Raw genomic sequence first — 26904 nt, 5'->3', positions numbered from 1 at the left:
TATAGCGTGGGGCCACGCCGTCAAAATGCTTTGCGCGGGCAGGCGCCATCGCCGATAGGGCGATACAGTATAGGGACGTTGGCGGGCGCCGTGCGGCAGCCGCCGGCATCGATCGGACCATGGCCTTGTTTGCGTTCAGCTTTTCTTCCTTATCCGCCTCGTTGATGCTGCTGGCGCAGACCGTGCCGCAGGAGGCGCCGGAGATCATCGTCCCCGGCCCCGCCCGCCCCTCCGCCCAGACGCCGGCGACGATGGTGGTCGAACCGGCCGCGATGTTCGTCGCCGCGTGTGACATGGACGGCGACGGCATCACCACGCGCAGCGAGTTGCAGGAATGTGTCGCGCGGTCGTTCGCGACGATCGATACCGGCCATACCGGCTCGATGCGCTATTTCGCCTTTGCCGACTGGGCGCAGCGCTATCTGGGCGATCGCAACGCGCTGCCCAGCCCGTTCGATGTCGACAAGGACGGCGACGATCAGGTGACGCTGGCCGAGTTGCAGACGCAATTCTCGAAACTCTATTCGCGGTTCAATCGCGACGGGCAGGACGGGATCAGCCGCGCCGAGCTGCTGACGTTCAAGACCGGGCCGATCGATGCCAACGGCCCCACCCGCCCCGGCATCCCGAAGAAGAAGGACGGCAAGCCGGCCGATGCCGACAAGCCGAAGCCGGACCGCCGATGACCCGCTTCGCCTTTGAGATCCACGCGACCGATGGGCGCGCGCGCAGCGGCACGATCGCCATGCGGCGCGGTACGATCCGCACCCCCGCCTTCATGCCGGTCGGCACCGCCGCCACGGTGAAGGCGATGAAGCCCGGCGATGTCGAGGCGGCGGGCGCGGACATCATCCTGGGCAACACGTATCACCTGATGCTGCGCCCCGGCGCGGAGCGGGTCGCGCGGCTGGGCGGGCTGCACGGCTTCATGGGGTGGAAGCGGCCGATCCTGACCGACTCCGGCGGGTATCAGGTGATGAGCCTGTCGGACCTGACCAGGCGGTCGGAAGAGGGCGTGGCGTTCCGGTCGCATCTCGACGGCACGCGGCATCTGCTCAGCCCGGAGCGATCGATGGAAATCCAGCGGCTGCTCGGTTCCGACATCGTGATGGCGTTCGACGAACTGGTGCCGACGACCTCGACGCGCGAGGTGCAGGCGGCGGCGATGGAGCGGTCGATGCGCTGGGCCAGACGGTCGCGCGCCGGCTTCGACGCGGGCGGCGCGCATGCCGAGGGGGCGGCGCTGTTCGGCATCCAGCAGGGGGCGCTGGACGAGGGATTGCGCAAGGCATCGGCGGATGCGCTGATCGATATCGGGTTCGACGGCTATGCGGTCGGTGGCCTCGCGGTCGGCGAGGGGCAGGAGGCGATGTTCGGCTGCCTCGATTTCGCGCCCGGCCAGTTGCCGGCGGACAAGCCGCGTTACCTGATGGGCGTGGGCAAGCCGACCGATATCGTCGGTGCGGTGGAGCGCGGCATCGACATGTTCGATTGCGTGCTGCCGACCCGATCGGGGCGGACCGGACAGGCGTTCACGCGCGCCGGGCCGGTCAACATCCGCAACGCCCGCCATGCCGAGGATCAGGGGCCGATCGACCCCGCCTGCCCCTGCCCCGTGTGTGCGACGTGGAGCCGGGCGTATCTGCACCATCTGGTCCGCGCGGGCGAAATCCTGGGCGCGATGTTGATGACCGAACACAATATCTGGTTTTACGAAACCATGATGGCCGATCTGCGCACGGCGATCGAGAGCGGGCGGCTGACCGCCTTCGCCGATGATTTTCGTGCGTTGTATGCCGGCGACCTATCAGGAGAGAGCAAGTGACCGACCACACGGACGACCAGCCCAACGAAATCCTCGCCGCCGCAGCCGAGGCCAAGGCACAGGCGGAGGCCGCCGCCGCGATGGTGGCGGAGAAGACCAGGAACTGGCCGCTGGCGCGTATCGGCCTGGGCGTCGGCATCGGATCGGCCGCGGTCGCCGCCGCGGTGCTGTTCGCCAACCGCAATAAGGACAAGTAAATGAAGCTCCGTCTCGCGCTGCTGCTCGCCGCTGCCCTGCCGACCGGCGTGGTGGCGCAGACGGTTGCCCCTGTTCCCCCGGCTCCATCGGCGGTGAAGCCGATCGCGTTCACCGAACGCACGCTGTCCAACGGCCTGCGCGTCTATGCCCTGCGCGATACCGGCACGCCCAACGTGTCGGTGCAGGTGTGGTACGATGTCGGGTCGAAGGACGATCCCGCCGGCCGGTCGGGCTTCGCGCACATGTTCGAACATCTGATGTTCAAGGCGACGCGCAATCTGGTGCCGGAGCAGATGGATCGCCTGACCGAGGATGTCGGCGGATACAACAACGCGTCCACCAACGACGATTACACCAATTATTACGAGCTGGTGCCCGCCAACCACCTGCAACGGCTGTTGTTCGCGGAGGCGGACCGGATGGCAAGCCTGATCGTCGAGCCGGTGACGTTCGCGTCCGAGCGCGACGTGGTGAAGGAGGAACTGCGCCAGTCGACGATGGCGCGACCATACGGCAAGCTATTCTCCACCTATCTGTCGGCGGCGTCCTACACCACGCATCCCTATGCCCGGTCGACGATCGGCAGCATCGATGAATTGCAGGCCGCGTCGATCGACGATGTGCGCGCGTTCCATGCGACATACTACCGGCCGGACAATGCGATCCTAGTCGTGTCGGGCAATTTCGATCCCGCGCAGCTGAACGCGTGGATCGACCGGTATTTCGCACCGATCAAGCGCCCCGCCGGCCCGATCCCGCGCGTGACCGTAACCGAACCGGCGCGGACCAAGGCCGTTACTTACACGACGTACGAACCCAACACGCCGTTGCCCGCCGTGGTGATGACATGGCACGTGCCGCCGGACAACGCCGCCGACATTCCCGCGCTCACCGTGTTGCAGACCGTGCTGGCGACAGGCGAAAGTTCGCGCCTGTACGAAAATGTCGTCTATCGCGACCAGCTTGCCCAGAGCGCCGAGGCGTTCCTCGATACCAAGAAGGGTACGGGCAACCTGATCGCCTATGCCATCATGGCGGGCGGCAAGACGGTGGATCAGGGCGAGGCAGCGTTGAAGCGCGAGATCGCCCGGTTCCGTGACGCACCGGTGTCAGCGGCAGAACTGACCGAAGCGAAGAACCAGATCCTGACGGGCGCGATCAAAGGACGCGAGACGGCGGAGGGCAAGGCTCGGGTCATCGCCTCGTCCGTCATCATCGATGGCGATCCGCGCGACGCCGACCGCCAGCTGGCCGCGATCGCCACCGTTACCGCCGCCGATGTGCAGCGGGTCGCGCGGCAATATCTGGGCGATAATCAGGCGGCGATCATCCGCTATCTGCCGGGGCAGCCGCCGGCGAATGTCCGGCTAATGCCGATCACGGTGGCGCCGACGGTGAAGGTCGCCGCGCTGACGCCGCCCGCGAACATTCAGGTGGTGACGGCGGCGACCGGGCCTGCCCGTATCATGCCGCCCGCCCCCACCGCGCCGATCGCGGCGGTGTTGCCGCAGCCGGTGGAGACGAAGCTGGCCAACGGCATGCGCCTGATTACCGTCGAGCGGCACGGCCTGCCCATCGTCACCGCCGCGCTGGTCGCGATCGGTGGCGGCGCGACCGATCCCGCGATGCAGTCGGGCGTGGCGAACCTGACCGCCGGCTTGATGACTAAGGGCACGGCCACCCGCTCCGCGACGGAGATCGCACGGGCGGTGGAGGCGCTGGGTGGATCGATCGGCAGCAGCGCCGATCGTGATGGATCGTCGGTGTCGCTGACCGTGAAGTCGGACCAGCTGGCCAAGGCGATGCCGATCCTGGCCGATGTCGCAATCCGCCCCGCCTTCGCGCCCGAGGAGATCGAACGCGCGCGGGCGCAGACGATCGACGGGATCGAGGTGACGTTGAAGGACCCGGCGCAGCTTGCCGCGCTGGTCGCGACGCGGGCGGTGTTCGGCAAGGGGCCGTACGCGCCACCACTGGACGGCACGCCGACCTCGCTGAAGGCGATCACGCGCGACGATATCACGCGTTCCTATGCCGGCACCTGGTCGCCCGACCGCGCCGCGCTGGTGATGGTCGGCGATGTCACGCCCGCCGCCGCCCGTGCGCTGGCGGAATCGCAGTTCGGCACGTGGAAGGCGACACCACTGCCCCCGGCCGTCATGCTGGCGGCCCCACCGGCGCCGCGGGTGATCGTGGTCGACATGCCCGATGCCGGCCAGGCAGGCGTCGTGGTGGCGCGGCCGGGCATCATGCGCGGAGACGATCGCTATTATCCGCTCAACGTTGGCAATACGGTGCTGGGTGGTGGCTTCTCGTCACGGCTCAATCAGGAAATCCGCATCAAGCGCGGTCTGGCGTATGGCGCGGGCAGCAGCGTGACGGCGCGACGACTGGGTGGCAGCGTCTCGGCCCGCACGCAGACCAAGAACCCGACGGCGGCCGAAGCGGTGCAGCTGATCGCGGCGGAAATGGCCCGGATGGGCGCCACACCGGTGCCGGCGGACGAACTCGACACGCGCAAGGCGGTGTTGGTCGGCGGCTTTGGCCGGGCGATCGAGACCACCGACGGCGTGGCGGACATCATCGGCGATTATGTGGTGCAGGACGTGCCGCTGACCGAGATCGGCCGCTACACCGCCAAGGTGCAGGGCGTCGATCCGGCGGCGGTACAGAAGGCGGCACAGGCACTGCTCGATCCGAAGGCCGCCAGTGTCGTGGTGGTGGGCGACGCCAAGCAGTTCATCGCACCGCTCAAGGCGCTGTATCCGAACGTCGAGGTGATCCCGGCGGCAGCGCTCGATCTGAACACGGCGTCGTTGCGGCGGCCGTGACGAGATCATGCTCCCGAACCTCGGAATGGGAAGCATGGAGCCGATCCGTTCGCCCTGAGTGCCGCTGAGCCAAGCGAAGCGGCATATCGAAGGACAGCCCCCTATTCGGGCATGTCCTTCGATACGGGTGTTCGGCTTCACTCAGCCCCTACTCAGAACGAACAGGTATATGCCGGACGCTATCCGCAATTGTCGGCCGGTCTTGCCAACGATCAGCGGCGCTGCTGGCGGTCGTTCTTCTCGTACCGAACGCGGGCGCTGAGTGCATCGTAGCGGCGGTCGAGGTCACGGCGTTCGGTGATGCTGAGACCATTCGAGCGGCGGTAGCGGTTTTCCAGCTGGTTCAGCTGACGGAACTCGGTCTGGATACGGCGGGCCTCGGGGCGGTTGAGCCGGCCGCTGCGGATGCCCTGGTCGATCCGCTGGTCGAGGGTCGCCTGACGCTGGGCGATCGGGCGCCAGTTGCCTTGCGCGCTGGCGGCGGCGGGGACGAGGGCGGTGGCCAGCCCGAGGGCGGCGGCGGTGATGGCGATAAACTTCATGATGATGTCTCCCGGTTGTCGGCCGATGCCGGCCTGACACCGATATGGGAGCGGTCTGTAACGCTCCTGTCGCGGCTTCCTCGCGAAAGTGTCGCGGTGTGTCTCATGTCTGCGGGGTTCGTTCAGGAACGGACGGCTGTCCGCTCCTGAACAGTGGATCGTCAGCGGCAGCGGACGTTGTTGCGGTCGATGGCACGGCCGGCAAGAGCGCCGCCACCTGCGCCGAGAAGCGTCCCCAGCAATTCGGAACCGCCCGGTGCGATGATGTTGCCGAGGATGCCACCGGCCGCTGCGCCGGCGAGCAGGCCGGTCGTGCCATCCGGGCGACGGCAGTAATAGTTGCCGTTTTGACCGCGATAGACGCGGTCTCGCTGCGACAGGCGACGTTCGCGATAACGGGGGCCGTCGGCGTAATAACGGTCGGCGTAATAGCCGCCATAGGCGGGATCCGCGCGGTTATAGTCGTACTGGCGATAACTGGCGTAGCGGCGGTCGGGACCGTAATTGCCACCGGCGCAACCGCTGAGGAGTGTGGCGGCGGCAAGGGTTGCCAGAGTGAACGGGGCGGTACGCATGATGGCCTCTCCTGTTATGGTGGCTGTCCAATGCGCGACCGCCCGTTCGGTTGCCTTAGTTCAGCGTCGCTTCCAGCGAGATGTCGGCAGTGAACAGTTTCGAGATCGGGCAATTCGCCTTGGCATCGGCGGCGATGCGCTGAAACTCGTCTTCCTCGATGCCGGGGATGGTCGCGGTCAGCTTCAGATCGGAGCGCGAAACCTTGAAGCCCTCACCTTCCTTGTCCAGCTTGACGGCGGCAGTCGTGTCGAGCGTGCCGTCGGTGTAGCCGGCCCCGGCCAGCGCGAAGGACAGCGCCATGGTAAAGCAGCTGGCATGGGCGGCGGCCACGAGTTCTTCCGGGTTGGTGCCGGCGCCGTCTTCGAAGCGGGTGTTGAAGCCGTACTGGTTGTCCTTCAGCACGCCGGACTGGGTGCTGACATGACCCTTGCCGTCCTTGCCGAGACCTTCGTAGCGGGCGGACGCGGTGCGGGTAATCATGGATTCGTAACTCCGGTTGTTGGACTGATCAGTTGACGGTGGTGCCGCGATCGGCGGCGAAGCCGGGGGCGTCACCGGTGGCGGGGCGCAGCGATTCACGCTCGTCGGCGGGCACGGGTGCGGTGGGATCGGGGCGGAACGCCTCTGGCGCGCGGGTGTGGATGGTGACGGGCGGCGCATCGGCGGCAAGATCGGGCGCGGCGTGTTCGGCTGGGTTCGGGCGCTTGCGGGCGGCGAACAGGATCGCGACGGCGGCGACACCCAGGCCGATCGCGGCGGCGCCGGCGGACAGCAGCGAGACGCCGAGCGTCTTGGGCGGTTGTTTCTTGGGTTTGCGCTTGGCGACCATGACCTGAACTTTCACCAGATGGGAAGAACGGGTTTAACGGTGCGGCGGGCCTGCGCGTTCCCGCGGGCAATGATGGTCGGGTTGTGGCGGCAGGGTCGTGGCAGGGGGCGCGTGATCGCTGCCCCCTTCCCGATATTGTTCAAGCGGTGGTGCGGGCGGCTTCGCGGCGTTCGCGCATCGCCAGCGTCTGTTCGGCCCGGTCGGCCATCGCGCTCCAGGCCTTGGACGCACGCTCGGCGCGGTCACGGACGTTTTCGAGCGAGGCAGCCGCGGCGTTGGCGGATTCCTGGTCGGCACGGGCGCGGAATAGGGCAGCTTCGGACATGAGCGACTCCTTGGGGAGGCTGGCAGGTGACGGGCGGGCGAGGCCCCAACGAAAAACGGCGGCCCCGGTAAGGGCCGCCGCAGATCGATTATTCGGCGGGCTGCAGGTTCACCGCGGCCATCTTGCCCCGGCGATCCTCTTCCAGCTCATAGCCGACGCGCTGGTTCTGGTTCAGCGTGACCATGCCGGCGCGCTCGACGGCCGAGATGTGGACGAAGGCGTCAGTGCCGCCATTGTCCGGCGCGATGAAGCCATAGCCCTTGTCGGCGTTGAAGAACTTGACGGTGCCTAGCTGGCTCATGGGATATTCCTTCTTCTGGCGCATCCCCGACGTGGAGACGCGCTCGTGCGTCCAACTGCAGGGAAAGAAGGAAGATGGTGCCGCAAAGCGCCGTAGACCGTCGATATGCGACTGTAGCATCCCTGATATGGGCGCGAACGGCCATAAACACAAGGTCCGGCCGGTCGTGGCTGTGGAACTCTGCCCCTCGCCCGGTGGTTCAATCCCCACCAGAACCGGGTAACAGCCTGATCCGGCCGCATGTGCCATGCCGCGACCGAACCGAGCGCTGATCCTGGTCCGTACAGGAGAGAATGACATGATCGGCAAGACCCTGATGATGGCCGCGTTCGCGCTGTCGACGACGGCGGCGATGGCGCAGACGACCGCCCCCGGCGCTCCGCCGCCGACCAACACGCCGCCGGCTCCGGCCGAACCGATGCCGGGCACGATGGCCGACCCCGCCACGCCCGCCACCGACCCCGCCGCGATGACCCCGCCCGCCGCGACGGCGGCCGATGCGCCGCCGATGTCGGCCAAGGACATGGCCGCCATGAAGAAGTGTCAGGCGATGCCGGCGGATCGGATGGCCAAGGACCGCAAATGCGCCAAGATGGCCGAGATGCATCCAGAGATGCAGGCAACGCCACAGGCGATGTGATCGGCTGATCGGTGGCGCGACCCGGTCGATGCCACCGGACTGACAAGAGGGGCGCTGCTACTGAGAGGTAGTCGCGCCCTTTTTTGTGGCGACTGATAGCGTGCGGACCAAGGGCTGGCGGTGCGGAAAGTTAGGCTAAGGTTAGGCCTAAAACGTCAGTATTCTGCCGATTTGTGGTTTGTTCAAAGAGCGTGGAGCCGTGAAGCTGCCATGCGCCGGATATAGCGTTTTGTGGAGTTGTAGGACAGCGGATGGATTGCCCGATCACCACAGTGCATGGTGTTCGACCAAGCGTAGCTGACCCTAAAGGAACGCGGACTGGATGTTGCGAATGCCGGGATGGTGTTCGACGGGCTGGCGTTCGCGTTCGAAGATGCCCGGTCGCTTGTCCAGAACCTCACTTCGCCAAATTCGGATTGCGATACGACCGACTGGTAGCGGTGATCTGGACGAAGACGGAGCGCCGCCGTCGCGCCTAGCGATGAGGAAAGCCAATGGCTGAGAGCAACCGCGCTACCGGCAGCAATTGGGTTGACCCCCGACGACGCGCCGGAACTGACCTACGAAATGCTGGACGTTGCGGAGTTTACGATCGGCGGCAAGCTGATCCGTCCCGCCACGGGCTATCACAACGTTCAAAAAAATATGAACGTCATCAGTGGATCGAACGGCACCTTCGAAAATTAACGATGACCGCTAAATCTGGGCGATAATACCGCTCGCTTATCTTGGAGTAAGGTGACTCTTGCTTCATTCGTCATTGCGGACGGACCGGAGCAATCCAGCGCAACATGTCACACCCCGGGGTTGCTTCGCTCCGCTTGCAATGACGACCGGGTCCATCTCACGCCTTAGCCTGAGCCTCACCGATCGCCACCTACGCCCTTGATCGCATCGAGCAGCGCCACCTTGCTAAGGGTGCGACGATTACCGGCGTTGCGGGGCATATCGGGTTCACCAAGGGCTTCACGACGCGCCTGCAGGGTTCCGGCAAAAGCGTCGTGCCGGATCACACGGCCCGCCCAAGTCTGAGGCTCTTCAGTCACTTGAGGTCGGCGATGCCATGCTCGTTTCCCGTTTCCCGCCGGATGCGGCGTTCCATCCATCGGCGTGCCGGCAACCACCTCGAACCCCAGCCGTAGCTAGGGTGAATCCAGCCGAGGGTGGGATGACCGATCCCATCAGGCTTCGTGAAGCCCGGACGGATCAACCCCTCTTCGAGCTCCGGCTGCACGGGCGAGGTCAGATTGAAGTCCCCCGTCATCAACACACTGCCCGAGAATATTCAGCCGCGCCTCCGCCGACGGAATGGGGCGGGGTAGTCGACGACGCAGCATCGCCTCGTTCAACCGGGCAAGCAATTACAGCGCGCCGAGCAGTTAGGGGCGATGCGGCGTCACTCCGCCGCCACCGTCTCCGCCGCCTGCCCCCGCCCCTTCAACAACGGCGCCAGATACTTGCCCGTGAAGCTCCGCGGCTCCTTCGCCACCACTTCGGGCGTGCCTTCGGCGACGATCTCGCCACCCTTGACGCCGCCCTCCGGCCCCAGGTCGAGCACCCAGTCGGAAGTCTTGATGACGTCGAGATTGTGTTCGATCACGACCACGGTGTTGCCCTGTTCGACCAGCGCGTGGAGGACTTCGAGCAGTTTGCGGACGTCCTCGAAATGCAGGCCGGTGGTGGGCTCGTCGAGGATGTAGAGCGTGTTGCCGGTGGCGCGGCGGGCGAGTTCCTTGGCGAGTTTGACGCGCTGGGCCTCGCCGCCGGACAGGGTGGTCGCCTGTTGCCCGACCTTCACGTAGCCGAGGCCGACCTCGACCAGCATCGCCATCTTGTCGCGGATGGGGGGGACGTTGGCGAAGAAGGCGGCCGCGTCCTCGACGTTCATGTCGAGCACGTCGGCGATGCTGTGGCCCTTGAACTTCACCTCCAGCGTCTCGCGATTGTAGCGGGCGCCGTGGCAGACGTCGCATTCGACATAGACATCGGGGAGGAAGTGCATCTCGATCTTCAGCACGCCGTCGCCCTGGCACGCCTCGCACCGGCCACCCTTCACGTTGAAGCTGAAGCGGCCGGGCTTGTAGCCGCGCGCCAGTGATTCCGGCAGGCCGGCGAACCAGTCGCGGATCTGGGTGAAGGCGCCGGTATAGGTCGCCGGGTTCGATCGCGGGGTGCGGCCGATCGGCGACTGGTCGATGTCGATGACCTTGTCGAGATGGTTGAGGCCGGTGACCTTGTCGTGCTTGCCGGCGAGGATGCGCGCGCCGTTCAGCTCGCGAGCGGCGGCGGCGTAGAGCGTGTCGATGGTGAAGCTGGACTTGCCGCTGCCCGAGACGCCCGTCACGCAGGTGAAGGTGCCGAGCGGGATGCTGGCGGTGACGCCGGTCAGGTTGTTGGCGGTGGCGTTGTGGACGGTCAGTTTCTTCCCATTGCCCTTGCGCCGTTTGGCCGGCACGGGCACCTCGCGGGTGCCGTTCAGGTAATCGGCGGTGATGCTGGTCTTGGACTTCAGGAGTTGCTTCAGCGTCCCCTTCGCCACGACCTGGCCGCCATGGACGCCGGCGCCCGGCCCCATGTCGATCACGTAATCGGCGGTGCGGATCGCATCCTCGTCATGTTCGACCACCAGCACGGTGTTGCCGAGATCGCGGAGACGGCGCAGCGTCTTCAGCAACATGTCGTTGTCGCGCTGGTGCAGGCCGATCGAGGGTTCGTCGAGGACGTATAGGACGCCTGACAGGCCGCTGCCGATCTGCGACGCGAGGCGGATGCGCTGGCTCTCGCCGCCGGACAGGGTGCCCGACGTACGGTTGAGGTTCAGGTAATCGAGGCCGACATTGTTGAGGAAGCCGAGCCGCTCGACGATCTCCTTCAGGATGCGCTCGGCAATGGCACGCTGCTGGTCGCCGAGATGGTTGGGCATGTCGGTGAAGAAGGCAAGCGCATCGACCACGGACAGATGCGTCGCGTGGCTGATATCCTGCATCGCGATCTTGACCGCCAGCGCCTCTGGTTTCAGGCGCGCGCCGTGGCAGGTCTCGCAAGGTTGCGCCGACTGGTACTTCACCAGCTCCTCACGCATCCACGCGCTTTCGGTCTGGAGCAGGCGGCGGTTGAGGTTGCCGATAACGCCCTCGAACGGCTTCGAAACGTCGTACTTCTTCTTGCCGTCGATGAAGGTCAGGGTGACGGGCTTGCCCTTGGTGCCGTGCAGGATGATGCCCTGCACCTCTGGCGGCAGGTCGCTCCAGGGGGTGTCGAGGCTGAAGTCGTACGCCTTGGCCAGCGAGCCGAGCACCTGCATGTAATAGGGGCTGGGCGGATTGGACTTGGCCCAGGGCACGACCGCGCCCTTCTTGATCGTCAGGCTGTGGTTGGGGACGACGAGATCCTCGTCGAAGATCATCTTCTCGCCGAGGCCGTCGCAGGCCGGGCATGCACCCTGCGGCGCGTTGAACGAGAACAGGCGCGGTTCGATCTCGCTGATCGTGAAGCCGCTGACCGGGCAGGCAAACTTTTCTGAAAATACGATGCGGCCGGGAGGCGCATTGTTGCCGAGGATTTCGGATTTGGGGGTGTGCGGTTCGACCGGATCGGCGGGGTCGACATAGGCGAGGCCCTCGGCGAGCTTCAGCGCGGTTTCGAACGATTCGGCGAGACGGGAGCCGATATCGCCCTTCACCACGAGGCGATCGACGACGACCTCGATGTCGTGCTTGTACTTCTTGTCGAGCGCCGGAGCTTCGTCGATCTCGTAGATCGTGCCGTCGATGCGGACACGGGTGAAGCCGGCCATTTGCCACTCCTGCATCTCCTTGCGGTACTCGCCCTTGCGACCGCGCACGACGGGGGCGAGCAGGAACAGGCGGGTGCCCTCGGGCAGGGCGAGGACGCGATCGACCATCTGGCTGACGGTCTGCGCGGCGATCGGCAAGCCGGTCGCGGGGCTGTAGGGTACGCCGACGCGCGCCCACAACAGACGCATGTAATCGTAGATTTCGGTGACCGTCGCGACGGTGGAGCGCGGATTGCGGCTGGTGGTCTTCTGTTCGATCGAGATCGCCGGCGACAGCCCCTCGATGTGATCGACATCGGGCTTCTGCATCAACTCCAGGAACTGGCGGGCATAGGCGGACAGCGATTCGACGTAGCGGCGTTGACCCTCGGCATAGATGGTGTCGAAGGCGAGCGACGACTTGCCGGAGCCGGACAGGCCGGTGATGACCGTCAACGTGTCGCGGGGGATGTCGATGTCGACGTCCTTGAGATTGTGCTCGCGCGCGCCGCGGACGGTGATGTGGGTCAGCATGAAGGTGTTCTACTTCCGTTCCGAACGGGAAACCAGAGTGCCAGATAGGAACGCATGGTGACGGTTGCGAGGTTCCGAAGTGACGACACCCTCTTGTCGGCGGCGGTGGCGACGCCCATGTGTGTTACCTGAATACGGCACGTGAGGCGGATATGGGCAAGAAGAAGCAGAAGCGGAAAGAGCGCGAGGCGCGGGCGGCGCACGAGGCGTGCGGTGAGGGCATGAAGGGCAACGGTGCCGGTCAGGCGGCGGGGATCGCGGCGGCATTGGTGCGCCACGCGGCCAGCCCGGAGGGACGGCAGATGCTGGCGGCGGGTCTGACGATGGCGGCCGCGGCGGCCAGCGCGGTGCTGACCCGGCCGGCGCCGGTGCCGCCGGTGCCGCCGGTGCCTCCCGTGCCACCGCAGCCGGATACGCCGCCGCCACCCCCACCGCCGCCGGGTGCGGTGGGTGATCCCGATCCGCAGGCGGTGGCGCAGGCGATCGGACAGGCGGCGGAACAACTGCTCGGTCGGCTGTTCGGCCACCGCAAACCCTGAGGAAGGGCCCGCTCTGGTTGTTTAACGGGATGTTCAGCACAGCCGGCAATACGTATCGGCCATGCAGGGGCAGATCCTATCGGTGTTTCGCCGACCGACCGATTGGATGCCATGGCGGCTGACCGCGACGAGCCGGTCGATGCTGCGCCTGCTGATCGCGCTGATCGTCACGGCCATCGTCAGTTGCTTCGCGGTGATCGCGTTCCTGATCGGCCAGATGGACCAGGATGCCGTGGCGCGAACCCGCGCCACGGTGGTCGGGGCGCTGGAGCATGAACAAACTAATCTGAGCGAATCGACGCTGGCGACTGCGCATTGGGACGATGCCGCCGACCATGTGTACGGGACGTTCGACCAGCGGTGGGCGGCGTCCAATCTGGTCGGCCATCAACAGCACAGCTTCGTGATAGATCGCCGCGGCCGGACGCTGTTCGCGCGTTTTGCCGGCGGTGCGCAGGCGCCGTCACTCGACCGATTGGTGCCGACGGCGACCATCCGGGCGCTGCTGGCGTGGATGCCGACGACCGAAACGGAAGCGCGCGCCACAAAGACGGCGACGATCCTGCCGGGCCTGGTCCGGGGCCAACCCATGCTGATCGCGGCGATGCCGATCGTGTCGGAACGCTTTGACCGCGTCGGCGCGGACGAGGAGTGGCGCGCGATCGTCAACATCGAACAGCTCGATGCGCGGGTCCTGCGCAACTGGTCGACCGCCTTCAGCCTGCCGCCGATCCGGTGGCAGGCGGCGGAGGCGATCGCGGCGGGGCTCGACAGCCTGAACATCGCCGATGCGCATGGCGGGCATATCGGGACGCTCGTCTGGCCGCGCGTCTTGCCGGGGCGCTCGTCGTTCCGGCGCATCCTGCCGATCACGCTGGCGTGCGGCGGTTGTTTCCTGTTGATCGCCGGCATCCTGATCGCGCGCGTCATCCGCACCGGCGCGACATTGGAGGCGGCGAGCGCCAGCGCGCTGGGCGCGGCCGATGCGCAACAGACGGCCCGCCGCACCGCGGAGGATGCGCTGGCCGAAGCACAACAGGCGCGCCGCGATACGGAGCGGCTGGCGCAGGTCCGCGCCGACGAGGAAACCCAACACCGCATCCAGATGCGGACCGCCGCGCATCAGGTCGCGATGACGCTGGAGCGATCGATTGCCGCGCTGGCGACGCGTCTGCTGGATGCGGCGACCGATCTGGACACCAGCGCCGATCGTACCCTGTCGACCGTGCGCGGCCAGCAAACCGAGGCAGAGACGGCGCGCGACCGGGCGCAGGCGACCGCCACCGCCGTCCACGCGATCGTCGATACGATGGGCGATCTGGCCGACACGATCGAGCGCATCGGCACCGAGGCGCAGCGGGCCGCCGACCTGACGCAGGGCGCCGCCGCGCAGTCCGCCGCCGCCCGCACCGCCAACGAGACGCTGGCGATGAGCGTCGATGCGATCGACCATGCGGCGCAGCGGATCGCCGACCTAAGCCGCCAGACCAACCTGCTCGCATTGAACGCCACGATCGAGGCGGCGCGGGCGGGCGATGCCGGGCGCGGTTTCGCGGTGGTGGCGCAGGAGGTGAAGAGCCTGGCCGCCGAAACCAAGCGCACCACCGGCGATATCGCGACGCGGATCGACGGGATCGAGGCGGCGACGGAATCCGCCGTGGAGCTGGTCGACGATCTCCACCGCGCGATCGGCACGCTGGCGGATTCGGCCCGCGAGACATCGGCGATGGTCGCCCGCCAGCAGCGGGCGAGCGTCGACATCCGCGACGTGATCGGATCGATCGACGACAGCACGGCCAGCCTGAACGACGCGATCGCGGCGATCGCCCGGTCGTTTCAGGGTTCGACCGAAACCGCGAACCTGACGCGCGAGATCGGTGCCGAGGTCCGCCATCGGGCCGAAACGCTGCAAGCGGAATGTGGGCGCATCATCGCGACGCTGCGCGCCGCCTGACCCCTATCCGCGCGATCGACGGCGGCGGACCGATAGCGGCAACAGAGCAAGGCCGACGATCGTGCCGGCCAGCGCCAGCTCGGCGAACCCGATCAGCAGCGCATGACGCGTATCCTCCCGCCCACCCAGATCCATGATGTGCAGACCCCACATCCAGTCGAACCAGCGCCACTGCGCGGTCCTGAGCGCCAGCACCGCGCCGCTTTGCGCATCGATATAGACATGCGTGTCGTCGGCGAAGCGGACCTGCCAAGCCGGGCGTGGCCGCCGCAGTTCCAGCGGCGGCGCGGCGGCGGTGGTTCGGGTGACGCCGGTGATCGCGGGCGGCGCGATACGGGCGGTGTTGGCCAGTATGCGCGCTTCCGCTTCGTCCGGGCCGGGTAGCGACCGGCCGGTGGCAGCATCCGCGCGGACGATGGTGCCGTCGGTCAGGGTGGCGATCCAGACCGGGCGTGTGGTCTGCATCTCCAGCGTCAGGGCACGCGCACCCGCCGGCGGCGTCAGCCGCGACGGCAGGACCAGCGCGCCGGCGGGTGCGCGGAGGGCGGTGCCGCGCACCTCCTCGATCGGGCGGGCGACCATCCACAGGCCGCTGACCATCCAGAACAGGATCGGCACGCCCGCGATCCACGCCAGCCACAGATGGAGGTGACGAAGCGTGCGGCGGGTGGTCATGATCGGTTGATAGCGAACGGATCGCCGGGCGTCACCGCGGGGGCAAAATCCTGGCTGGGTTGCCCACGACCGTGGCCCCCGCCGGAACATCGCGGGTCACGACGCTGCCCGCGCCGACGATCGCTCCGTCGCCGATGGTGACGCCGGGCAGGATCAGCGCGCCGCCGCCGATCCAGACATCGGCACCGACCGTGATCGGACGCCCGAATTCCAGCATGGTCGCGCGCGCCGCCGGGTCACGGGGATGGTCGGCGGTCAGGATCTGGACACCGGGGCCGATCTGCGTGCGATCGCCTATACGAACCGCGACGACATCGAGGATCGTGCAGCCGAAATTGAGGAATACGCCATCGCCGAGGCTGATGTTGTAGCCATAGTCGCAGTGGAAGGGCGGCCGGATCGTAGTGCCGTCGCCGACGCTGGCGAATGCCTGACGCAGCAGGGCCAGACGCTGGTCGGCGGTGTGGCTTTGCGCTGCGTTGTAGCGGTCCATCCACTGCGCGATCGCCCGTGCGTCGGCGGCCAGTTCGGGGTCATCGGCGTTGTACAGGTCGCCGGCCAGCATGCGCTGTTTCTGGGTGCGGGTGTCGGACATGATGGGGGAGCGAACGGGGCTGGAGGGTGTTCCATCGCGGTGGCGTCGACGGGGATGAACGGCGCCGGGGCTTCGATTGCCGGTCGGTTCTTCGGCTAATCCGTCATTGCGAGCGAAGCGAAGCAAGCCAGGGCGGCGTTCGGAACACTGGGTTGCTTCGCTGCGCTCGCAATGACGCACTAGGTCGGGAGGAACAAGCGGCTAGCCGCACGGCGCTATTCGCAAGGTTTGCGCAAGGTTTGCTCGTGGAAAAGCTGGCTGCTGCGCCGGGTGCCGCGACCAAATCAGCGCTTGCCGCGCCACGCCAGTGAGCGGCGGTTCAGATCATCCATGTCCGCCTGCCCGGCGATCGCCGTGCGGCCGATGGCGATGGCGTGTGCCAGCATCTCGGGGGCGGCGTGAGCGTAGGCGGGGCGGCGGGGGATGTGATCGTACCAGCGCCCCCCAAAGGCATTGTCGAGCAGGATGCGCTGGAAACAATGGTCGGCGCGTACTGGCCAGTCGCGCGCGGCCGCAAGGGCGGGAAGCTCTACCCGGGTGAGGTGGAGCCATTCGGCTTCCAAGGCGCGGCGAGTCTGGTCGGACATGGGAATGTTCGGCTTTATTCTCTTCCTCGCTGACCAAGAGACTCCGCATTTAAGGAGGAAGTGTGTCTGCCCGAACGGGGGCCGTCACGGGAGCAAGTCCCGTGACGTCGGACGGCGCTTTGGCGCCGCCGGCCGGCCCGGCCGCCGATGGCGCACCGTAGCAAATGCCACGGTGCCGCGCGGCCGGGCTAGATGTGAATGGGCTTGCCCTGCACCGCCATCGCTGCTTCCTTCATCGCTTCGGCATGGGTCGGATGCGCGTGGCAGGTATAGGCGATGTCTTCGCTGGTCGCACCAAACTCCATCGCCTGCGCCGCCTGCGCGATCATCGTGCCGGCCAGTGACGAGATGATCCATACGCCCAGCACCCGGTCGCTCTTGGCGTCGGCGATGATCTTCACGAAGCCATCGGTGTCGCGGTTGGTCTTGGCGCGGCTGTTGGCGGCGAAGGGAAATTTGCCGACCTTGATCTCGCCAGCCTTTTCCTTGGCGGCTTCCTCGGTCAGGCCGACGCCGGCGATCTCTGGCATCGTGTAGACGACGCTGGGGATCACATCGTGGTTCACGATACCGGTCTGGCCGGCGATGTTCTCCGCCACCGCGACGCCCTCATCCTCGGCCTTGTGCGCGAGCATCAGGCCGGGGGCAACGTCGCCGATCGCCCAGATGCCGTCGACATTGGTGCGGAATTCATGGTCGATCCCCACCTGCCCGCGATCGGTCAGCTTCACGCCGGCCGCCTCCAGATTCAGGCCGTCGATGTTCGGCTTGCGGCCGATCGCAACGAGCACGGCGTCGGCGGTCAGCGTCTTGCCTTCGCCACCGGCAGCGGGTTCGATCGCGACGGTGGCGGTCGCGCCATCGACCGATACACCGGTGACCTTGGTCGAGGTCATCAGCTCGAAGCCCTGCTTCTTGAACAGCTTGGCGCTTTCACGGCGGACTTCACTATCGAAACTGGGGAGGATCTGGTCGACATATTCGACGACCGTGACCTTTGCACCCAGCCGCTTCCACACGCTGCCCAGTTCGAGGCCGATGACGCCGCCGCCGATCACGACGAGGTGCTCCGGCACCTTCGGCAGGGCCAGGGCGCCGGTCGAATCGACGATGATTTTCTGGTCGATCTCGACGCCGGGCAACGGCGTGACGGACGAGCCGGTGGCGATCACGATATCGCGGGCGGTGACGGTCTGGTCACCCACGGTGACGGTGGTGTGATCCTTGAACGCGGCCTTGCCCTTCAGCCACATCACCTTGTTCTTCTTGAACAGATATTCGATGCCGCCGGTCAATTCACCGACCGCCTTGGCCTTTTCGGCATGCATTTGGTCGAGGTTGAGCGTCACGCCCTGAATATCGACGCCGAACTTGGCGAGATGACCGCCGGTCGCCTCCGCATATAGTTCGGACGCGTGGAGCAGCGCCTTGGACGGGATGCAGCCGACGTTGAGGCAGGTGCCGCCCAGCGTCTCGCGCGCCTCGACGCAGGCGGTACGCAGGCCTAGCTGCGCGGCGCGGATCGCGGCGACATAGCCACCCGGGCCGGCGCCGATCACAAGGACGTCATAGTCGTATTCGGTAGCCATCTTCATCTCCGTTCCCCGGCGGAGGCCGGGGCCCAGTTGCGGGGCAGATATAGTGAACGCTGCGCCCCGTTACATCTGCCTTCCCAACTGGGCCCCGGCCTCCGCCGGGGTACAGGCCGTTCTTTATGTCTTACAGGTCGATCAGGATGCGCGTCGGATCCTCGATCGCGTTCTTCAGCGCGACGAGGAAAGTCACCGCCTCACGACCGTCGATCAGGCGGTGGTCGTAGCTGAGGGCGAGGTACATCATCGGGCGCACCACGACCTGGCCGTCGCGGACGACCGGACGGTCCTCGATACGGTGGAGGCCCAGCACCGCCGACTGCGGCGGATTGATGATCGGGGTCGACATCAGCGAGCCGAACACGCCGCCGTTCGAGATGGTGAAGGTGCCGCCCTTCATCTCGTCCATCTTCAGCGTGCCTTCCTTGGCGCGCTTGCCGAAGTCGCCGATCGTCTTCTCGATGCCGGCGACCGTCAGGTCCTGCGCATCGCGGATCACCGGCACGACGAGCCCGCCGGGCGAAGACACCGCGACCGAGATATCGGCGTAATCGTGATAGACGATGTCGTCGCCGTCGATCGAGGCGTTGACCGAGGGGATGTCCTTCAGCGCCATCGTCGCGGCCTTCACGAAGAAGCCCATGAAGCCGAGGCGGACGCCATGCTTCTTCTCGAACAGGTCCTTGTACTTCGCGCGGGCCTCGATCACCGCGGTCATGTCGACGTCGTTGAACGTCGTCAGCATCGCGGCGGTGTTCTGCGCTTCCTTCAGACGCTTGGCGATCGTCTGGCGTAGGCGCGTCATGCGGACGCGCTCCTCCTTGCGCCCGCCGGTCGCGGCCGGTGCGGGAGCGGTGGCAGCGGCCGGCGCCGGTGCAGCGGCCGGCTTCGCGCTGGCGGCGGCCTCGACATCTTCCTTGGTGATGCGGCCGTCCTTGCCGGTGCCCTTGATCGTCGCGGGATCGACGCCGTGTTCCAACACCGCCCGGCGGACCGAGGGGCTGAGCGCGGCGGGGCCGTCACCCTGGGTTTCTTCCGCTGGCGCAGCGGCGGGGGCTGGTGCCGGGGCTGGTGCCGCTGCAGCGGGCGCTGCGGTCACCGCAGGCGTGGGTGCCGCCGCCTGAGCGGGCGCATCGCCAGCCGCATCGATCGTCGCGATCATCGCGCCGACCTGCACCGTGTCGCCGACGGCGACGGCGTGCTGGCCCATCACGCCCGCGACGGGGCTCGGCACCTCGACCGACACCTTGTCGGTCTCAAGGCTGGCGATCGGCTCGTCGAGCGCGACCGCGTCGCCCGGCTGCTTCAGCCATTCGCCGAGCGTCGCTTCGGTGATCGATTCGCCCAGGACCGGGACGGTGACTTCGGTTGCCATGTTTCTATCCTTCTACCCCGCCGGAAGCCGGGACCAGTTGCCCGGACGACCGGCGGCGGTCGTCCGTGATGAATGTTCTAGCTGCTCGGTGCCTGGGCGGGCCGGGCGGTGGTTGTGCTGTCTTCGGCGCGCGTCCGGCGGATTTCCTCGCGGACGTTATGCCCCAGCGCATCGGCGACCAGCGCGCCCTGTTCGGCGGTGTGCCGCTTCATCAGGCCGGTGGCGGGCGAGGCCGCGGCGGTGCGACCGGCAAAGCGCGCGCGCTTCACGGTAGCATTCGCGGCGGCGAGCGATTCCTCGATCAGCGGCTCGACGAAGAACCAGTAACCCTGGTTCTTCGGCTCTTCCTGCGCCCAGACGACATCACGCAGGTTCGGCATCCGGGCGACGCGATTTGCCAGCGGTTCGCCGGGGAACGGATAGAGCTGTTCGACACGGACGATCTGCGTGCCCGTGTCGCCCGCCGCATCGCGCGCCTCCATCAGGTCGTACGCGACCTTGCCGGTGCACAGGACGAGCCGCGTCGTTTCCGCATCGGGCGCACCATTGGTGTCCGACAGCATCCGCTGGAAATGCGTATCGCCGAGGAAATCCTCCGCCTTGCTGACCGCCAGCTTGTGACGGAGCAACGACTTCGGCGTCATCACGATCAGCGGCTTGCGGAAGCTGCGATGCATCTGCCGGCGCAGCAGGTGGTAGTAATTGGCCGGCGTGGTGCAGTTGGCGACCTGCATATTGTCGCCCGCGCATAGTTGCAGGAAACGCTCCGGCCGTGCCGAGCTATGCTCCGGCCCCTGCCCTTCGTATCCGTGCGGCAGCAGCATCACGAGGCCGTTCGCGCGCAGCCACTTGGCCTCGCCGCTTGCGATGAACTGGTCGATCATGATCTGCGCGCCGTTCACGAAGTCGCCGAACTGCGCCTCCCACAGCACCAGCGTCTTCGGATCGGCGAGCGCATAGCCATATTCGAAACCCAGCACGCCATATTCGGACAGCGGGCTGTCGAGCACCTCGAAGCGGCCATGTTCGATGCCCTGAAGCGGCACGAACTTGTGCTCGTCGGTCTGGTCGATCCACACCGCGTGACGCTGGCTGAAGGTGCCGCGACCGGAGTCCTGACCGGACAGACGGACGCCATAACCTTCCGACAACAGCGCACCAAAGGCCAGCGCCTCACCGGTCGCCCAGTCGAAATTCGCACCGGTCGTGAACATCTGGCGCTTGGCGTCGAGCACGCGGGACAGCGTCTTGTGAACGGCCAGTCCCTCGGGGATGGTCGTCAGCGTGCGGCCGAGGCTGTCGAACAGCTTCTGCGCAATGCCGGTATCAGCGGTGCGACGCGCGGTTTCGCCATCGGTCGGCGCCGACAGGCCGGTCCAGCGGCCGGCGAACCAGTCCGCCTTGTTCGGCTTGTAGCTGGCGCCTGCCTCGAACTCGCCTTCCAGCCGGGTAACGTACTGCTTGACGTTCTCGTCGACCCACGCCTGATCAATCACGCCCTCACCGACGAGGCGCTTGGAATAGATGTCGCTGACCGCGGGATGGTCCTTGATGACCTTGTACATCAGCGGCTGGGTGAAGCTCGGCTCGTCGCCCTCGTTGTGGCCGAAGCGGCGATAGCACCACATGTCGATCACGATGTCGCGGTGGAACTTCTGGCGGAATTCCATCGCCATCTTGGTGGCGAAGGTCACTGCTTCGGGATCGTCGCCGTTCACATGGAACACCGGCGCCTGCACGCCCTTCGCCACATCCGACGGATAGGGCGAACTGCGCGCGAACTGTGGGCTGGTGGTGAAGCCGACCTGATTGTTGATGATGAAGTGAACGCAGCCACCCGTGTTGTAGCCACGGATGCCGGAGAAGCCGAGGCATTCCCACACGATGCCCTGCCCGGCGAACGCCGCGTCGCCGTGGATCAGCACGGGCAATGCCGCGGTGTGTTCCTTCAGATCGTTCGATAGCGTCTGGATCGCGCGGGTCTTGCCCAGTACGACGGGATCGGCGGCCTCAAGATGCGACGGATTGGCAACGAGGCTCATGTGAACCTTGTGGCCGTCGAATTCGCGGTCATGGCTGGTGCCGAGGTGGTACTTCACGTCGCCCGAGCCGCCGATGTCATCGGGATTGGCCGATCCGCCGGCGAATTCGTGGAAGATGATGCGCAGCGGCTTGGACATGACGTTAGCGAGCACGTTCAGGCGACCGCGATGGGCCATGCCGAAAACGATCTCGTTGACGCCGTATTGGCCGCCATACTTGATGACGCTTTCCAGCGCGGGGATCATGCTCTCACCACCGTCGAGGCCGAAGCGCTTGGTGCCGACATATTTACGGCCCAGGAACTTCTCCCACTGCTCGGCCTCGATCACCTTGCTCAGGATCGCCTTCTTGCCGTCGGCGGTGAACTCGATCGCCTTGTCCTGACCCTCCATGCGTTCCTGAAGGAAGCGGCGTTCCTCGACATCGACGATGTGCATGAATTCGAGGCCGACATTGCCGCAGTAGTTGCGGCGCAGCGTGTCGACGAGCTGGCGGATCGTCGCCCACTCATAACCCATCGTACCGCCCAGATAGACGGGGCGATCGATGTCGGCATCGGTGAAGCCGTAATATTCGGTCTTCAGATCCTCGGGCATCTCACGCTTCGACAGGCCCAACGGATCGAGATTGGCGGCCAAGTGACCGCGCACGCGGTACGTGCGGATCAGCAGCTGCGCGCGGATCGCGTCGCCGGCCGCCTTGATGATGTCGTCCTTCGACGGCGCCGCGGCGGCCGGCGCGGCAGCGGGCTTGCCCCCGCGCGCCGGCTTGGGTGCAGGCTCCATCTGGGTGGGATCGAGCGCGGCCGTCAGGTCGTCCGTCGTGGTCAGCGGCCAGCGCTTGCTTTCCCAGCTCGGCCCCTGCGCAGAGCCTTCCAGCCCCTCGAAGAAGGTGCGCCAGCCGGGCTCGATCGAACCAGGATCGGTGCCGTACTTCTCGTACAGCGCCTCGATGAACGCGGGGCTGACACCCTGCGCGATGTCGTTGAAATCCTGGCCTTCGTAGCCCATCGTTCATTCCTTCGCCCCCTCTCCCGTCGGGAGAGGGAAGGGTGAGGGCAAGGCAGCGTATCTGCCCTCACCCTTCCGCGACCCGTGGCCGCTCCCTCCCTCTCCCAACGGGAGAGGGAATTGTTCGTTCAGCCGTTCAACACTTCCAGCAGCGTCGAACCCAGCTCCGATGGGCTGGCCGCGACCTTGATGCCGGCAGCTTCCATCGCCGCGATCTTGCTCTCGGCGTCGCCCTTGCCGCCCGACACGATCGCGCCGGCATGGCCCATGCGACGACCCGGCGGCGCCGTGCGGCCCGCGATGAAGCCGGCCATCGGCTTCTTGCGGCCACGCTTGGCCTCGTCGATCAGGAACTGTGCGGCCTGCTCCTCGGCGTCGCCGCCAATTTCGCCGATCATGATGATCGATTCCGTCGCGTCATCGGCGAGGAACAACTCCAGCACGTCGATGAAGTTCGTGCCGTTGACGGGATCGCCGCCGATACCGACCGCCGTGGTCTGGCCGAGACCGGCGTTCGAGGTCTGGAACACCGCCTCATAGGTCAGCGTGCCGGAGCGCGAGACGACGCCGACCGAACCCTGCTTAAAGATCGAGCCGGGCATGATGCCGATCTTGCACTGGCCGGGCGTCAGCACGCCAGGGCAGTTCGGACCGATCAGCCGCGACTTCGAACCCGACAGCGCACGCTTCACCTTGACCATGTCGAGTACCGGAATACCCTCGGTGATCGCGACGATCAGTTCGATATCGGCATCAATCGCCTCAAGGATCGAATCGGCGGCGAAGGGCGGCGGCACGTAGATCACCGACGCGGTCGCGCCGGTCTTCGCCTTGGCTTCGGCCACGGTGTTGTACACCGGCAGGTCGAGGTGCGTGGTGCCGCCCTTGCCCGGCGTGACGCCGCCGACCATCTGCGTGCCGTATTCCAGCGCCGCCTTGGTATGGAAGCTGCCGGTTTCGCCGGTCATGCCCTGGGTGATGACCTTGGTATTACGGTCGACGAGGATGCTCATCTAATTCTCTTCCTCTTGTTCCCCGGCGGAGGCCGGGGCCCAGTTGGGAAAGCGGGTCAGTTTGGCAACAGCGTATCGAACAGATCTTCCCATTCTGGGTTCATCCCTTCGATTTCTTTCACCTTCCAGACCCGTTTCCATTCCTTCATCCGCAGCTCTCGCTGCCTGGCGGCTTTCAGGTCGTCATATGACTCGTACCAGACGAGCAAATAACAACCGTATTTCTTCGTGAACCCGGCGACGATGGCGTTGCGGTGTTCCCACACCCGCTTCGCCAGATCGCTGGTCACCCCGAGATAGATCGTGCCGTTTCGTTCGTTCGCCATGATGTAGACGAACCCGGCCTTTTCCACCTCGAAACGTTCCCAACTGGGCCCCGGCCTTCGCCGGGGAACAGATTAGTCAACTCAGTTCAGCGAACCGTCGATGCCCTTGCAGGCGACGAGCAGTTCCTTGACCGCATCGACCGACACCGTGAGGTTGGCCTTTGCCTCGTCGTCCAGCTTGATCTCGACGATCTTCTCGACGCCGCCGGCCCCGATCACCACCGGCACGCCGACATACAGGTCCGCCACGCCATATTCGCCGTTCACATAGGCCGCGGCGGGCAGGACGCGCTTCTGGTCGTACAGATACGCCTCGGCCATCGCGATGCCGCTAGTCGCGGGGGCGTAATAGGCGCTGCCGGTCTTCAGCAGGCCGACGATCTCGCCGCCGCCGCCGCGCGTACGCTTGACGATCGCGTCGATATTCTCCTGCGTCGACATGCCCATTTCGATCAGGTCGGGGATGGGGATGCCCGACACGGTCGAATAGCTGATGACCGGGACCATCGTGTCGCCGTGGCCGCCCAGCACGAAGCTGGTCACGTCCTTGACCGACACCTTGAACTCGTCGGCGAGGAAGTGGCTGAAGCGTGCCGAATCGAGCACGCCGGCCATGCCGACGACCTTGTTGTGCGGCAGGCCTGAGAATTCACGCAGCGCCCACACCATCGCGTCGAGCGGGTTGGTGATGCAGATGACGAACGCGTCGGGGGCGTTGTTCTTGATGCCCTCGCCGACCGCCTTCATCACCTTCAGGTTGATGCCGAGCAGATCGTCGCGGCTCATGCCCGGCTTGCGGGCGACACCGGCGGTGACGATGATGACGTCGGCGCCGGCGATGTCGGCATAATCGTTCGAGCCGGTGATCGTGGCGTCGAAGCCCTCGACCGGCGCGCACTGCGACAGATCGAGCGCCTTGCCCTGGGGAATACCCTCCGCCACGTCGAAAAGGACGATATCGCCCAAGCCCTTCAAGGCAGCGAGGTGCGCAAGCGTGCCACCGATGTTACCGGCGCCGATCAGCGCGATCTTCTTGCGGGCCATTCCAATCCTTCTCCGAAGCGGTGATTGGAAGCGGCGGGTACGCGCAATATGCTGCTAGGGCAACCTCTAAATGGCTTTATTGCATATGGTTCGCAAGTGCAATAATGTTGTCAGGCTTGGTTCAGGTGCCGGCTTAGTAACCCCGCCCGCCGTCAGACGCGGCAAAGCCGCGCCTTGTGGCGGGCTTTGCCGCGCTGGCCGGGCTTGATGACGTACGGTGTAGCTTCGCTAAGCCGTCTCGCCATCCGCGCCGTGCCCCTGTGCCAGATATTCGTCCGACCGCATCTCCTCCAACCGACTCACCGTCCGCTGAAATTCGAACAGGCCGTCGCCCACCGCATAGAGGTCGCCCGGCTCGGCGTCGGCAGCGGCGAGCAGCTTCACCTTATGCTCGTACAGCGCATCGATCAGCGCCACGAACCGGGCTGCTTCGTTGCGACTATCCGGTCCGAGGCGGGGGATGCCGACGAGGATGACGGTGTGGAAGCGGCGGGCGATGGCGAGATAATCCGCCGCACCGCGCGCCTCGCCGCACAGCTTCTTGAACGAGAACACCGCCACGCCCTTCAGCGCCTTGGGCACCCGCAGCGTGCGGCCCTGTACCTTCAGCTCCTCTGACGGGATCGGCTCCGTCACCTCGTGATCGGTCAGGCGGAAGAACGCGGCGGACAGGTTTGCGGTCGCCGCCGCCCCATTGGGGACCAGCCATGTATCCTGGCTGCCCAGCCGATCGCGGCGATAATCGATCGGGCCGTTCAGCGTCACGACGTCCAGCGTCTGCTGGATCAGCGCGATGAAGGGCAGGAAATGTTCGCGGTTAAGGCCGTTCTTGTAGAGATCGGCGGGCGCGCGGTTCGACGTGGTGACGATCGTCACCCCCGCCTCGATCAGCGCGGTGAACAGCCGCGACAGGATCATCGCGTCGGGGCTGTTCGTGACCATCATTTCGTCGAACGCGAGCAGCCGCGCCTCCTCCGCCAGAGCGGCGGCGACGGGGAGGATCGGGTCGCCCTGTTCCTTGCGTCGTTCGATGGCGATGCGGCCGTGGACCTCGATCATGAATTCAGCGAAGTGGGCGCGGCGTTTGCGGTCGATCGCCAGGTGATCGTAGAACAGGTCCATCAGCATCGACTTGCCGCGGCCGACATCGCCCCATGCATAGACGCCGCGCGGGGCCACCGCCTTGCGACGGAAGAAGCCGGATTTGCGGGGATGCTCCAGCTCGGTGGCCAGCGCATCGAGGCGCAGGGCGGCGGCGGCCTGTTCCGGATCGGGGCGCAATTCGCCGGCGGCGACCAACGCGTCATAGGCGGCGAGGACGGCGCTCATTTCGACAACGACTTTCTGATGGTTCCGGAAAAGGCGGCGATGCGGGTTTCGTCATCGCCCTGGACGACGAGACCGCGCAGGAACAGCAGCCGCCCGGTTTCCTTGAGCAGATCGACCTGCGCCTCGATCGGGCGACCGATCGCGCCGGCGCCGATGAACTGCGTATCCAGCCCCAGCGTGACCGCCGTCCCCGCCTCGATCACGCCAAAGCCGCGCGCGGCGGCGAACAGCGAGATATCGATGAAGGCGAGGATGACGCCGCCATGCACGGCGTCGCGGACGTTGGAATGGCGATGCTCCGGCGTCATACGGACGCGGACGGAGGCACCATCGACCCGGAACAGGATCGGGCCGAGCAGCGAATTGAACCGGGTGGGGTCGCTCGGTTCCCATTGCCGCCAGCCCGGATGGCCGGCGGCATCGATCTCCGTAAAAGGCGGCGTCAA

28 protein-coding genes are annotated in these 26904 nt (G+C 66.1%); 8 read left to right on the top strand and 20 right to left on the bottom strand.

Annotated features, from left to right (window positions below; all coding sequences use genetic code 11):
• The first annotated feature begins 119 nt into the window (after nt 1–119).
• Genes ASG67_RS01615 through ASG67_RS01600 form a run of 4 tightly spaced genes read left to right on the top strand, consistent with a single transcriptional unit; the run spans nt 120 to nt 4854 of the window.
• The gene (locus tag ASG67_RS01615) at nt 120–686 is read left to right on the top strand and encodes an EF-hand domain-containing protein (protein WP_200940689.1); all 567 of its coding nucleotides are present in this window, start codon (nt 120–122) and stop codon (nt 684–686) included.
• Nucleotides 683–1825: a tRNA guanosine(34) transglycosylase Tgt gene (tgt, locus tag ASG67_RS01610; protein WP_056524345.1), complete on the top strand. Its 1143-nt coding sequence runs from the start codon at nt 683–685 to the stop codon at nt 1823–1825. The genes ASG67_RS01615 and tgt overlap by 4 nt, the downstream gene beginning before the upstream one ends.
• Nucleotides 1822–2022 carry a hypothetical protein gene (locus ASG67_RS01605; protein ID WP_056524342.1) on the top strand — a complete coding sequence of 67 codons (201 nt, stop codon included), beginning with the start codon at nt 1822–1824 and terminating at the stop codon, nt 2020–2022. The genes tgt and ASG67_RS01605 overlap by 4 nt, the downstream gene beginning before the upstream one ends.
• Nucleotides 2023–4854, top strand: coding sequence for a M16 family metallopeptidase (locus tag ASG67_RS01600; RefSeq protein WP_056524340.1), 2832 nt, complete (start codon nt 2023–2025; stop codon nt 4852–4854). It abuts the gene before it with no gap.
• Between the two features lie 212 nt (nt 4855–5066).
• On the opposite strand, the gene ASG67_RS01595 is transcribed toward ASG67_RS01600, so the two are convergent.
• The 6 genes from ASG67_RS01595 to ASG67_RS01570 all read right to left on the bottom strand — a co-directional run bounded on the left by ASG67_RS01595 (nt 5067) and on the right by ASG67_RS01570 (nt 7427).
• Nucleotides 5067–5396: a hypothetical protein gene (locus ASG67_RS01595; RefSeq protein ID WP_056524337.1), complete on the bottom strand. Its 330-nt coding sequence runs from the start codon at nt 5394–5396 to the stop codon at nt 5067–5069.
• Nucleotides 5397–5557: 161 nt separating this feature from the next.
• The gene (locus ASG67_RS01590; protein WP_056524333.1) at nt 5558–5971 is read right to left on the bottom strand and encodes a hypothetical protein; all 414 of its coding nucleotides are present in this window, start codon (nt 5969–5971) and stop codon (nt 5558–5560) included.
• Between the two features lie 55 nt (nt 5972–6026).
• Complete coding sequence (locus tag ASG67_RS01585; RefSeq protein WP_056524330.1) at nt 6027–6452, bottom strand: OsmC family protein; 426 nt, start codon at nt 6450–6452, stop codon at nt 6027–6029.
• Between the two features lie 28 nt (nt 6453–6480).
• Nucleotides 6481–6801 (bottom strand): hypothetical protein, encoded by a 321-nt coding sequence (locus ASG67_RS01580; protein WP_056524328.1) that lies wholly within the window; start codon nt 6799–6801, stop codon nt 6481–6483.
• Nucleotides 6802–6940: 139 nt separating this feature from the next.
• A complete protein-coding gene (locus ASG67_RS01575) occupies nt 6941–7126 on the bottom strand; it encodes a hypothetical protein (protein ID WP_056524325.1) in 186 nt (61 codons plus the stop codon).
• An 88-nt stretch (nt 7127–7214) separates the two neighbouring features.
• Nucleotides 7215–7427: a cold-shock protein gene (locus tag ASG67_RS01570; RefSeq protein ID WP_056526221.1), complete on the bottom strand. Its 213-nt coding sequence runs from the start codon at nt 7425–7427 to the stop codon at nt 7215–7217.
• 298 nt (nt 7428–7725) lie between these two features.
• On the opposite strand from ASG67_RS01570, the gene ASG67_RS01565 reads away from it, so the two are divergent.
• Nucleotides 7726–8067, top strand: coding sequence for a hypothetical protein (locus ASG67_RS01565; protein ID WP_056524322.1), 342 nt, complete (start codon nt 7726–7728; stop codon nt 8065–8067).
• Nucleotides 8068–8598: 531 nt separating this feature from the next.
• A complete protein-coding gene (locus ASG67_RS18690) occupies nt 8599–8754 on the top strand; it encodes a hypothetical protein (protein ID WP_156460599.1) in 156 nt (51 codons plus the stop codon).
• Nucleotides 8755–8930: 176 nt separating this feature from the next.
• On the opposite strand, the gene ASG67_RS18185 is transcribed toward ASG67_RS18690, so the two are convergent.
• The 3 genes from ASG67_RS18185 to uvrA all read right to left on the bottom strand — a co-directional run bounded on the left by ASG67_RS18185 (nt 8931) and on the right by uvrA (nt 12376).
• On the bottom strand, nt 8931–9080 hold the full coding sequence (locus ASG67_RS18185; RefSeq protein ID WP_156460598.1) for a hypothetical protein: 150 nt from the start codon (nt 9078–9080) through the stop codon (nt 8931–8933).
• Nucleotides 9081–9109: 29 nt separating this feature from the next.
• The gene (locus ASG67_RS01560) at nt 9110–9331 is read right to left on the bottom strand and encodes a hypothetical protein (protein ID WP_056524320.1); all 222 of its coding nucleotides are present in this window, start codon (nt 9329–9331) and stop codon (nt 9110–9112) included.
• A gap of 132 nt (nt 9332–9463) precedes the next feature.
• Nucleotides 9464–12376: an excinuclease ABC subunit UvrA gene (gene uvrA, locus ASG67_RS01555; RefSeq protein ID WP_056524317.1), complete on the bottom strand. Its 2913-nt coding sequence runs from the start codon at nt 12374–12376 to the stop codon at nt 9464–9466.
• Nucleotides 12377–12495: 119 nt separating this feature from the next.
• On the opposite strand from uvrA, the gene ASG67_RS01550 reads away from it, so the two are divergent.
• Both ASG67_RS01550 and ASG67_RS01545 read left to right on the top strand, forming a co-directional pair.
• On the top strand, nt 12496–12915 hold the full coding sequence (locus ASG67_RS01550; protein WP_156460597.1) for a hypothetical protein: 420 nt from the start codon (nt 12496–12498) through the stop codon (nt 12913–12915).
• A 61-nt stretch (nt 12916–12976) separates the two neighbouring features.
• Nucleotides 12977–14869, top strand: coding sequence for a methyl-accepting chemotaxis protein (locus ASG67_RS01545; protein WP_056524314.1), 1893 nt, complete (start codon nt 12977–12979; stop codon nt 14867–14869).
• 3 nt (nt 14870–14872) lie between these two features.
• On the opposite strand, the gene ASG67_RS01540 is transcribed toward ASG67_RS01545, so the two are convergent.
• From ASG67_RS01540 to ASG67_RS01490, 11 genes are all read right to left on the bottom strand, one after another.
• Nucleotides 14873–15544: a PepSY domain-containing protein gene (locus ASG67_RS01540; protein ID WP_056524311.1), complete on the bottom strand. Its 672-nt coding sequence runs from the start codon at nt 15542–15544 to the stop codon at nt 14873–14875.
• 31 nt (nt 15545–15575) lie between these two features.
• Nucleotides 15576–16139, bottom strand: a complete 564-nt coding sequence (locus ASG67_RS01535) for a sugar O-acetyltransferase (protein ID WP_056524308.1) — start codon at nt 16137–16139, stop codon at nt 15576–15578.
• 284 nt (nt 16140–16423) lie between these two features.
• Nucleotides 16424–16726: a hypothetical protein gene (locus ASG67_RS01530; RefSeq protein ID WP_056524305.1), complete on the bottom strand. Its 303-nt coding sequence runs from the start codon at nt 16724–16726 to the stop codon at nt 16424–16426.
• Between the two features lie 188 nt (nt 16727–16914).
• Nucleotides 16915–18315, bottom strand: a complete 1401-nt coding sequence (lpdA, locus tag ASG67_RS01525) for a dihydrolipoyl dehydrogenase (RefSeq protein WP_056526219.1) — start codon at nt 18313–18315, stop codon at nt 16915–16917.
• A 130-nt stretch (nt 18316–18445) separates the two neighbouring features.
• Complete coding sequence (gene odhB, locus ASG67_RS01520; RefSeq protein WP_056524302.1) at nt 18446–19693, bottom strand: 2-oxoglutarate dehydrogenase complex dihydrolipoyllysine-residue succinyltransferase; 1248 nt, start codon at nt 19691–19693, stop codon at nt 18446–18448.
• Nucleotides 19694–19770: 77 nt separating this feature from the next.
• Nucleotides 19771–22746 carry a 2-oxoglutarate dehydrogenase E1 component gene (locus tag ASG67_RS01515; RefSeq protein WP_056524299.1) on the bottom strand — a complete coding sequence of 992 codons (2976 nt, stop codon included), beginning with the start codon at nt 22744–22746 and terminating at the stop codon, nt 19771–19773.
• A gap of 128 nt (nt 22747–22874) precedes the next feature.
• Complete coding sequence (gene sucD, locus ASG67_RS01510) at nt 22875–23759, bottom strand: succinate--CoA ligase subunit alpha (RefSeq protein ID WP_056524296.1); 885 nt, start codon at nt 23757–23759, stop codon at nt 22875–22877.
• A gap of 56 nt (nt 23760–23815) precedes the next feature.
• A complete protein-coding gene (locus ASG67_RS01505; protein ID WP_056524293.1) occupies nt 23816–24112 on the bottom strand; it encodes a GIY-YIG nuclease family protein in 297 nt (98 codons plus the stop codon).
• Between the two features lie 54 nt (nt 24113–24166).
• Nucleotides 24167–25129 (bottom strand): malate dehydrogenase, encoded by a 963-nt coding sequence (gene mdh, locus ASG67_RS01500; RefSeq protein ID WP_056524290.1) that lies wholly within the window; start codon nt 25127–25129, stop codon nt 24167–24169.
• A 228-nt stretch (nt 25130–25357) separates the two neighbouring features.
• Complete coding sequence (gene zapE / locus ASG67_RS01495) at nt 25358–26458, bottom strand: cell division protein ZapE (protein WP_056524287.1); 1101 nt, start codon at nt 26456–26458, stop codon at nt 25358–25360.
• Nucleotides 26455–26904, bottom strand: a complete 450-nt coding sequence (locus ASG67_RS01490) for a PaaI family thioesterase (RefSeq protein WP_056524285.1) — start codon at nt 26902–26904, stop codon at nt 26455–26457. Before ASG67_RS01490 ends, zapE begins: the two co-directional genes overlap by 4 nt.

Source organism: Sphingomonas sp. Leaf339 (assembly GCF_001426195.1).
Taxonomy (GTDB): domain Bacteria; phylum Pseudomonadota; class Alphaproteobacteria; order Sphingomonadales; family Sphingomonadaceae; genus Sphingomonas.
This window is presented reverse-complemented; position numbering and strand designations above follow the sequence as displayed.

Excerpts from the sequence above, each read along its gene's own strand:
- tgt (WP_056524345.1), top strand. The coding sequence starts at position 683 with ATGACCCGCTTCGCCTTTGAGATCCACGCGACCGATGGGCGCGCGCGC.
- mdh (WP_056524290.1), bottom strand. The coding sequence starts at position 25,129 with ATGGCCCGCAAGAAGATCGCGCTGATCGGCGCCGGTAACATCGGTGGC.
- ASG67_RS01615 (WP_200940689.1), top strand. The coding sequence starts at position 120 with ATGGCCTTGTTTGCGTTCAGCTTTTCTTCCTTATCCGCCTCGTTGATG.
- ASG67_RS01515 (WP_056524299.1), bottom strand. The coding sequence starts at position 22,746 with ATGGGCTACGAAGGCCAGGATTTCAACGACATCGCGCAGGGTGTCAGC.
- ASG67_RS01595 (WP_056524337.1), bottom strand. The coding sequence starts at position 5,396 with ATGAAGTTTATCGCCATCACCGCCGCCGCCCTCGGGCTGGCCACCGCC.
- ASG67_RS01600 (WP_056524340.1), top strand. The coding sequence starts at position 2,023 with ATGAAGCTCCGTCTCGCGCTGCTGCTCGCCGCTGCCCTGCCGACCGGC.
- zapE (WP_056524287.1), bottom strand. The coding sequence starts at position 26,458 with ATGAGCGCCGTCCTCGCCGCCTATGACGCGTTGGTCGCCGCCGGCGAA.
- ASG67_RS01545 (WP_056524314.1), top strand. The coding sequence starts at position 12,977 with ATGCAGGGGCAGATCCTATCGGTGTTTCGCCGACCGACCGATTGGATG.
- ASG67_RS01575 (WP_056524325.1), bottom strand. The coding sequence starts at position 7,126 with ATGTCCGAAGCTGCCCTATTCCGCGCCCGTGCCGACCAGGAATCCGCC.
- ASG67_RS01560 (WP_056524320.1), bottom strand. The coding sequence starts at position 9,331 with ATGACGGGGGACTTCAATCTGACCTCGCCCGTGCAGCCGGAGCTCGAA.
- ASG67_RS01565 (WP_056524322.1), top strand. The coding sequence starts at position 7,726 with ATGATCGGCAAGACCCTGATGATGGCCGCGTTCGCGCTGTCGACGACG.
- lpdA (WP_056526219.1), bottom strand. The coding sequence starts at position 18,315 with ATGGCTACCGAATACGACTATGACGTCCTTGTGATCGGCGCCGGCCCG.
- ASG67_RS01585 (WP_056524330.1), bottom strand. The coding sequence starts at position 6,452 with ATGATTACCCGCACCGCGTCCGCCCGCTACGAAGGTCTCGGCAAGGAC.
- ASG67_RS01535 (WP_056524308.1), bottom strand. The coding sequence starts at position 16,139 with ATGTCCGACACCCGCACCCAGAAACAGCGCATGCTGGCCGGCGACCTG.
- ASG67_RS01530 (WP_056524305.1), bottom strand. The coding sequence starts at position 16,726 with ATGTCCGACCAGACTCGCCGCGCCTTGGAAGCCGAATGGCTCCACCTC.
- ASG67_RS01580 (WP_056524328.1), bottom strand. The coding sequence starts at position 6,801 with ATGGTCGCCAAGCGCAAACCCAAGAAACAACCGCCCAAGACGCTCGGC.
- sucD (WP_056524296.1), bottom strand. The coding sequence starts at position 23,759 with ATGAGCATCCTCGTCGACCGTAATACCAAGGTCATCACCCAGGGCATG.
- ASG67_RS01590 (WP_056524333.1), bottom strand. The coding sequence starts at position 5,971 with ATGCGTACCGCCCCGTTCACTCTGGCAACCCTTGCCGCCGCCACACTC.
- ASG67_RS01540 (WP_056524311.1), bottom strand. The coding sequence starts at position 15,544 with ATGACCACCCGCCGCACGCTTCGTCACCTCCATCTGTGGCTGGCGTGG.
- ASG67_RS01570 (WP_056526221.1), bottom strand. The coding sequence starts at position 7,427 with ATGAGCCAGCTAGGCACCGTCAAGTTCTTCAACGCCGACAAGGGCTAT.
- odhB (WP_056524302.1), bottom strand. The coding sequence starts at position 19,693 with ATGGCAACCGAAGTCACCGTCCCGGTCCTGGGCGAATCGATCACCGAA.
- uvrA (WP_056524317.1), bottom strand. The coding sequence starts at position 12,376 with ATGCTGACCCACATCACCGTCCGCGGCGCGCGCGAGCACAATCTCAAG.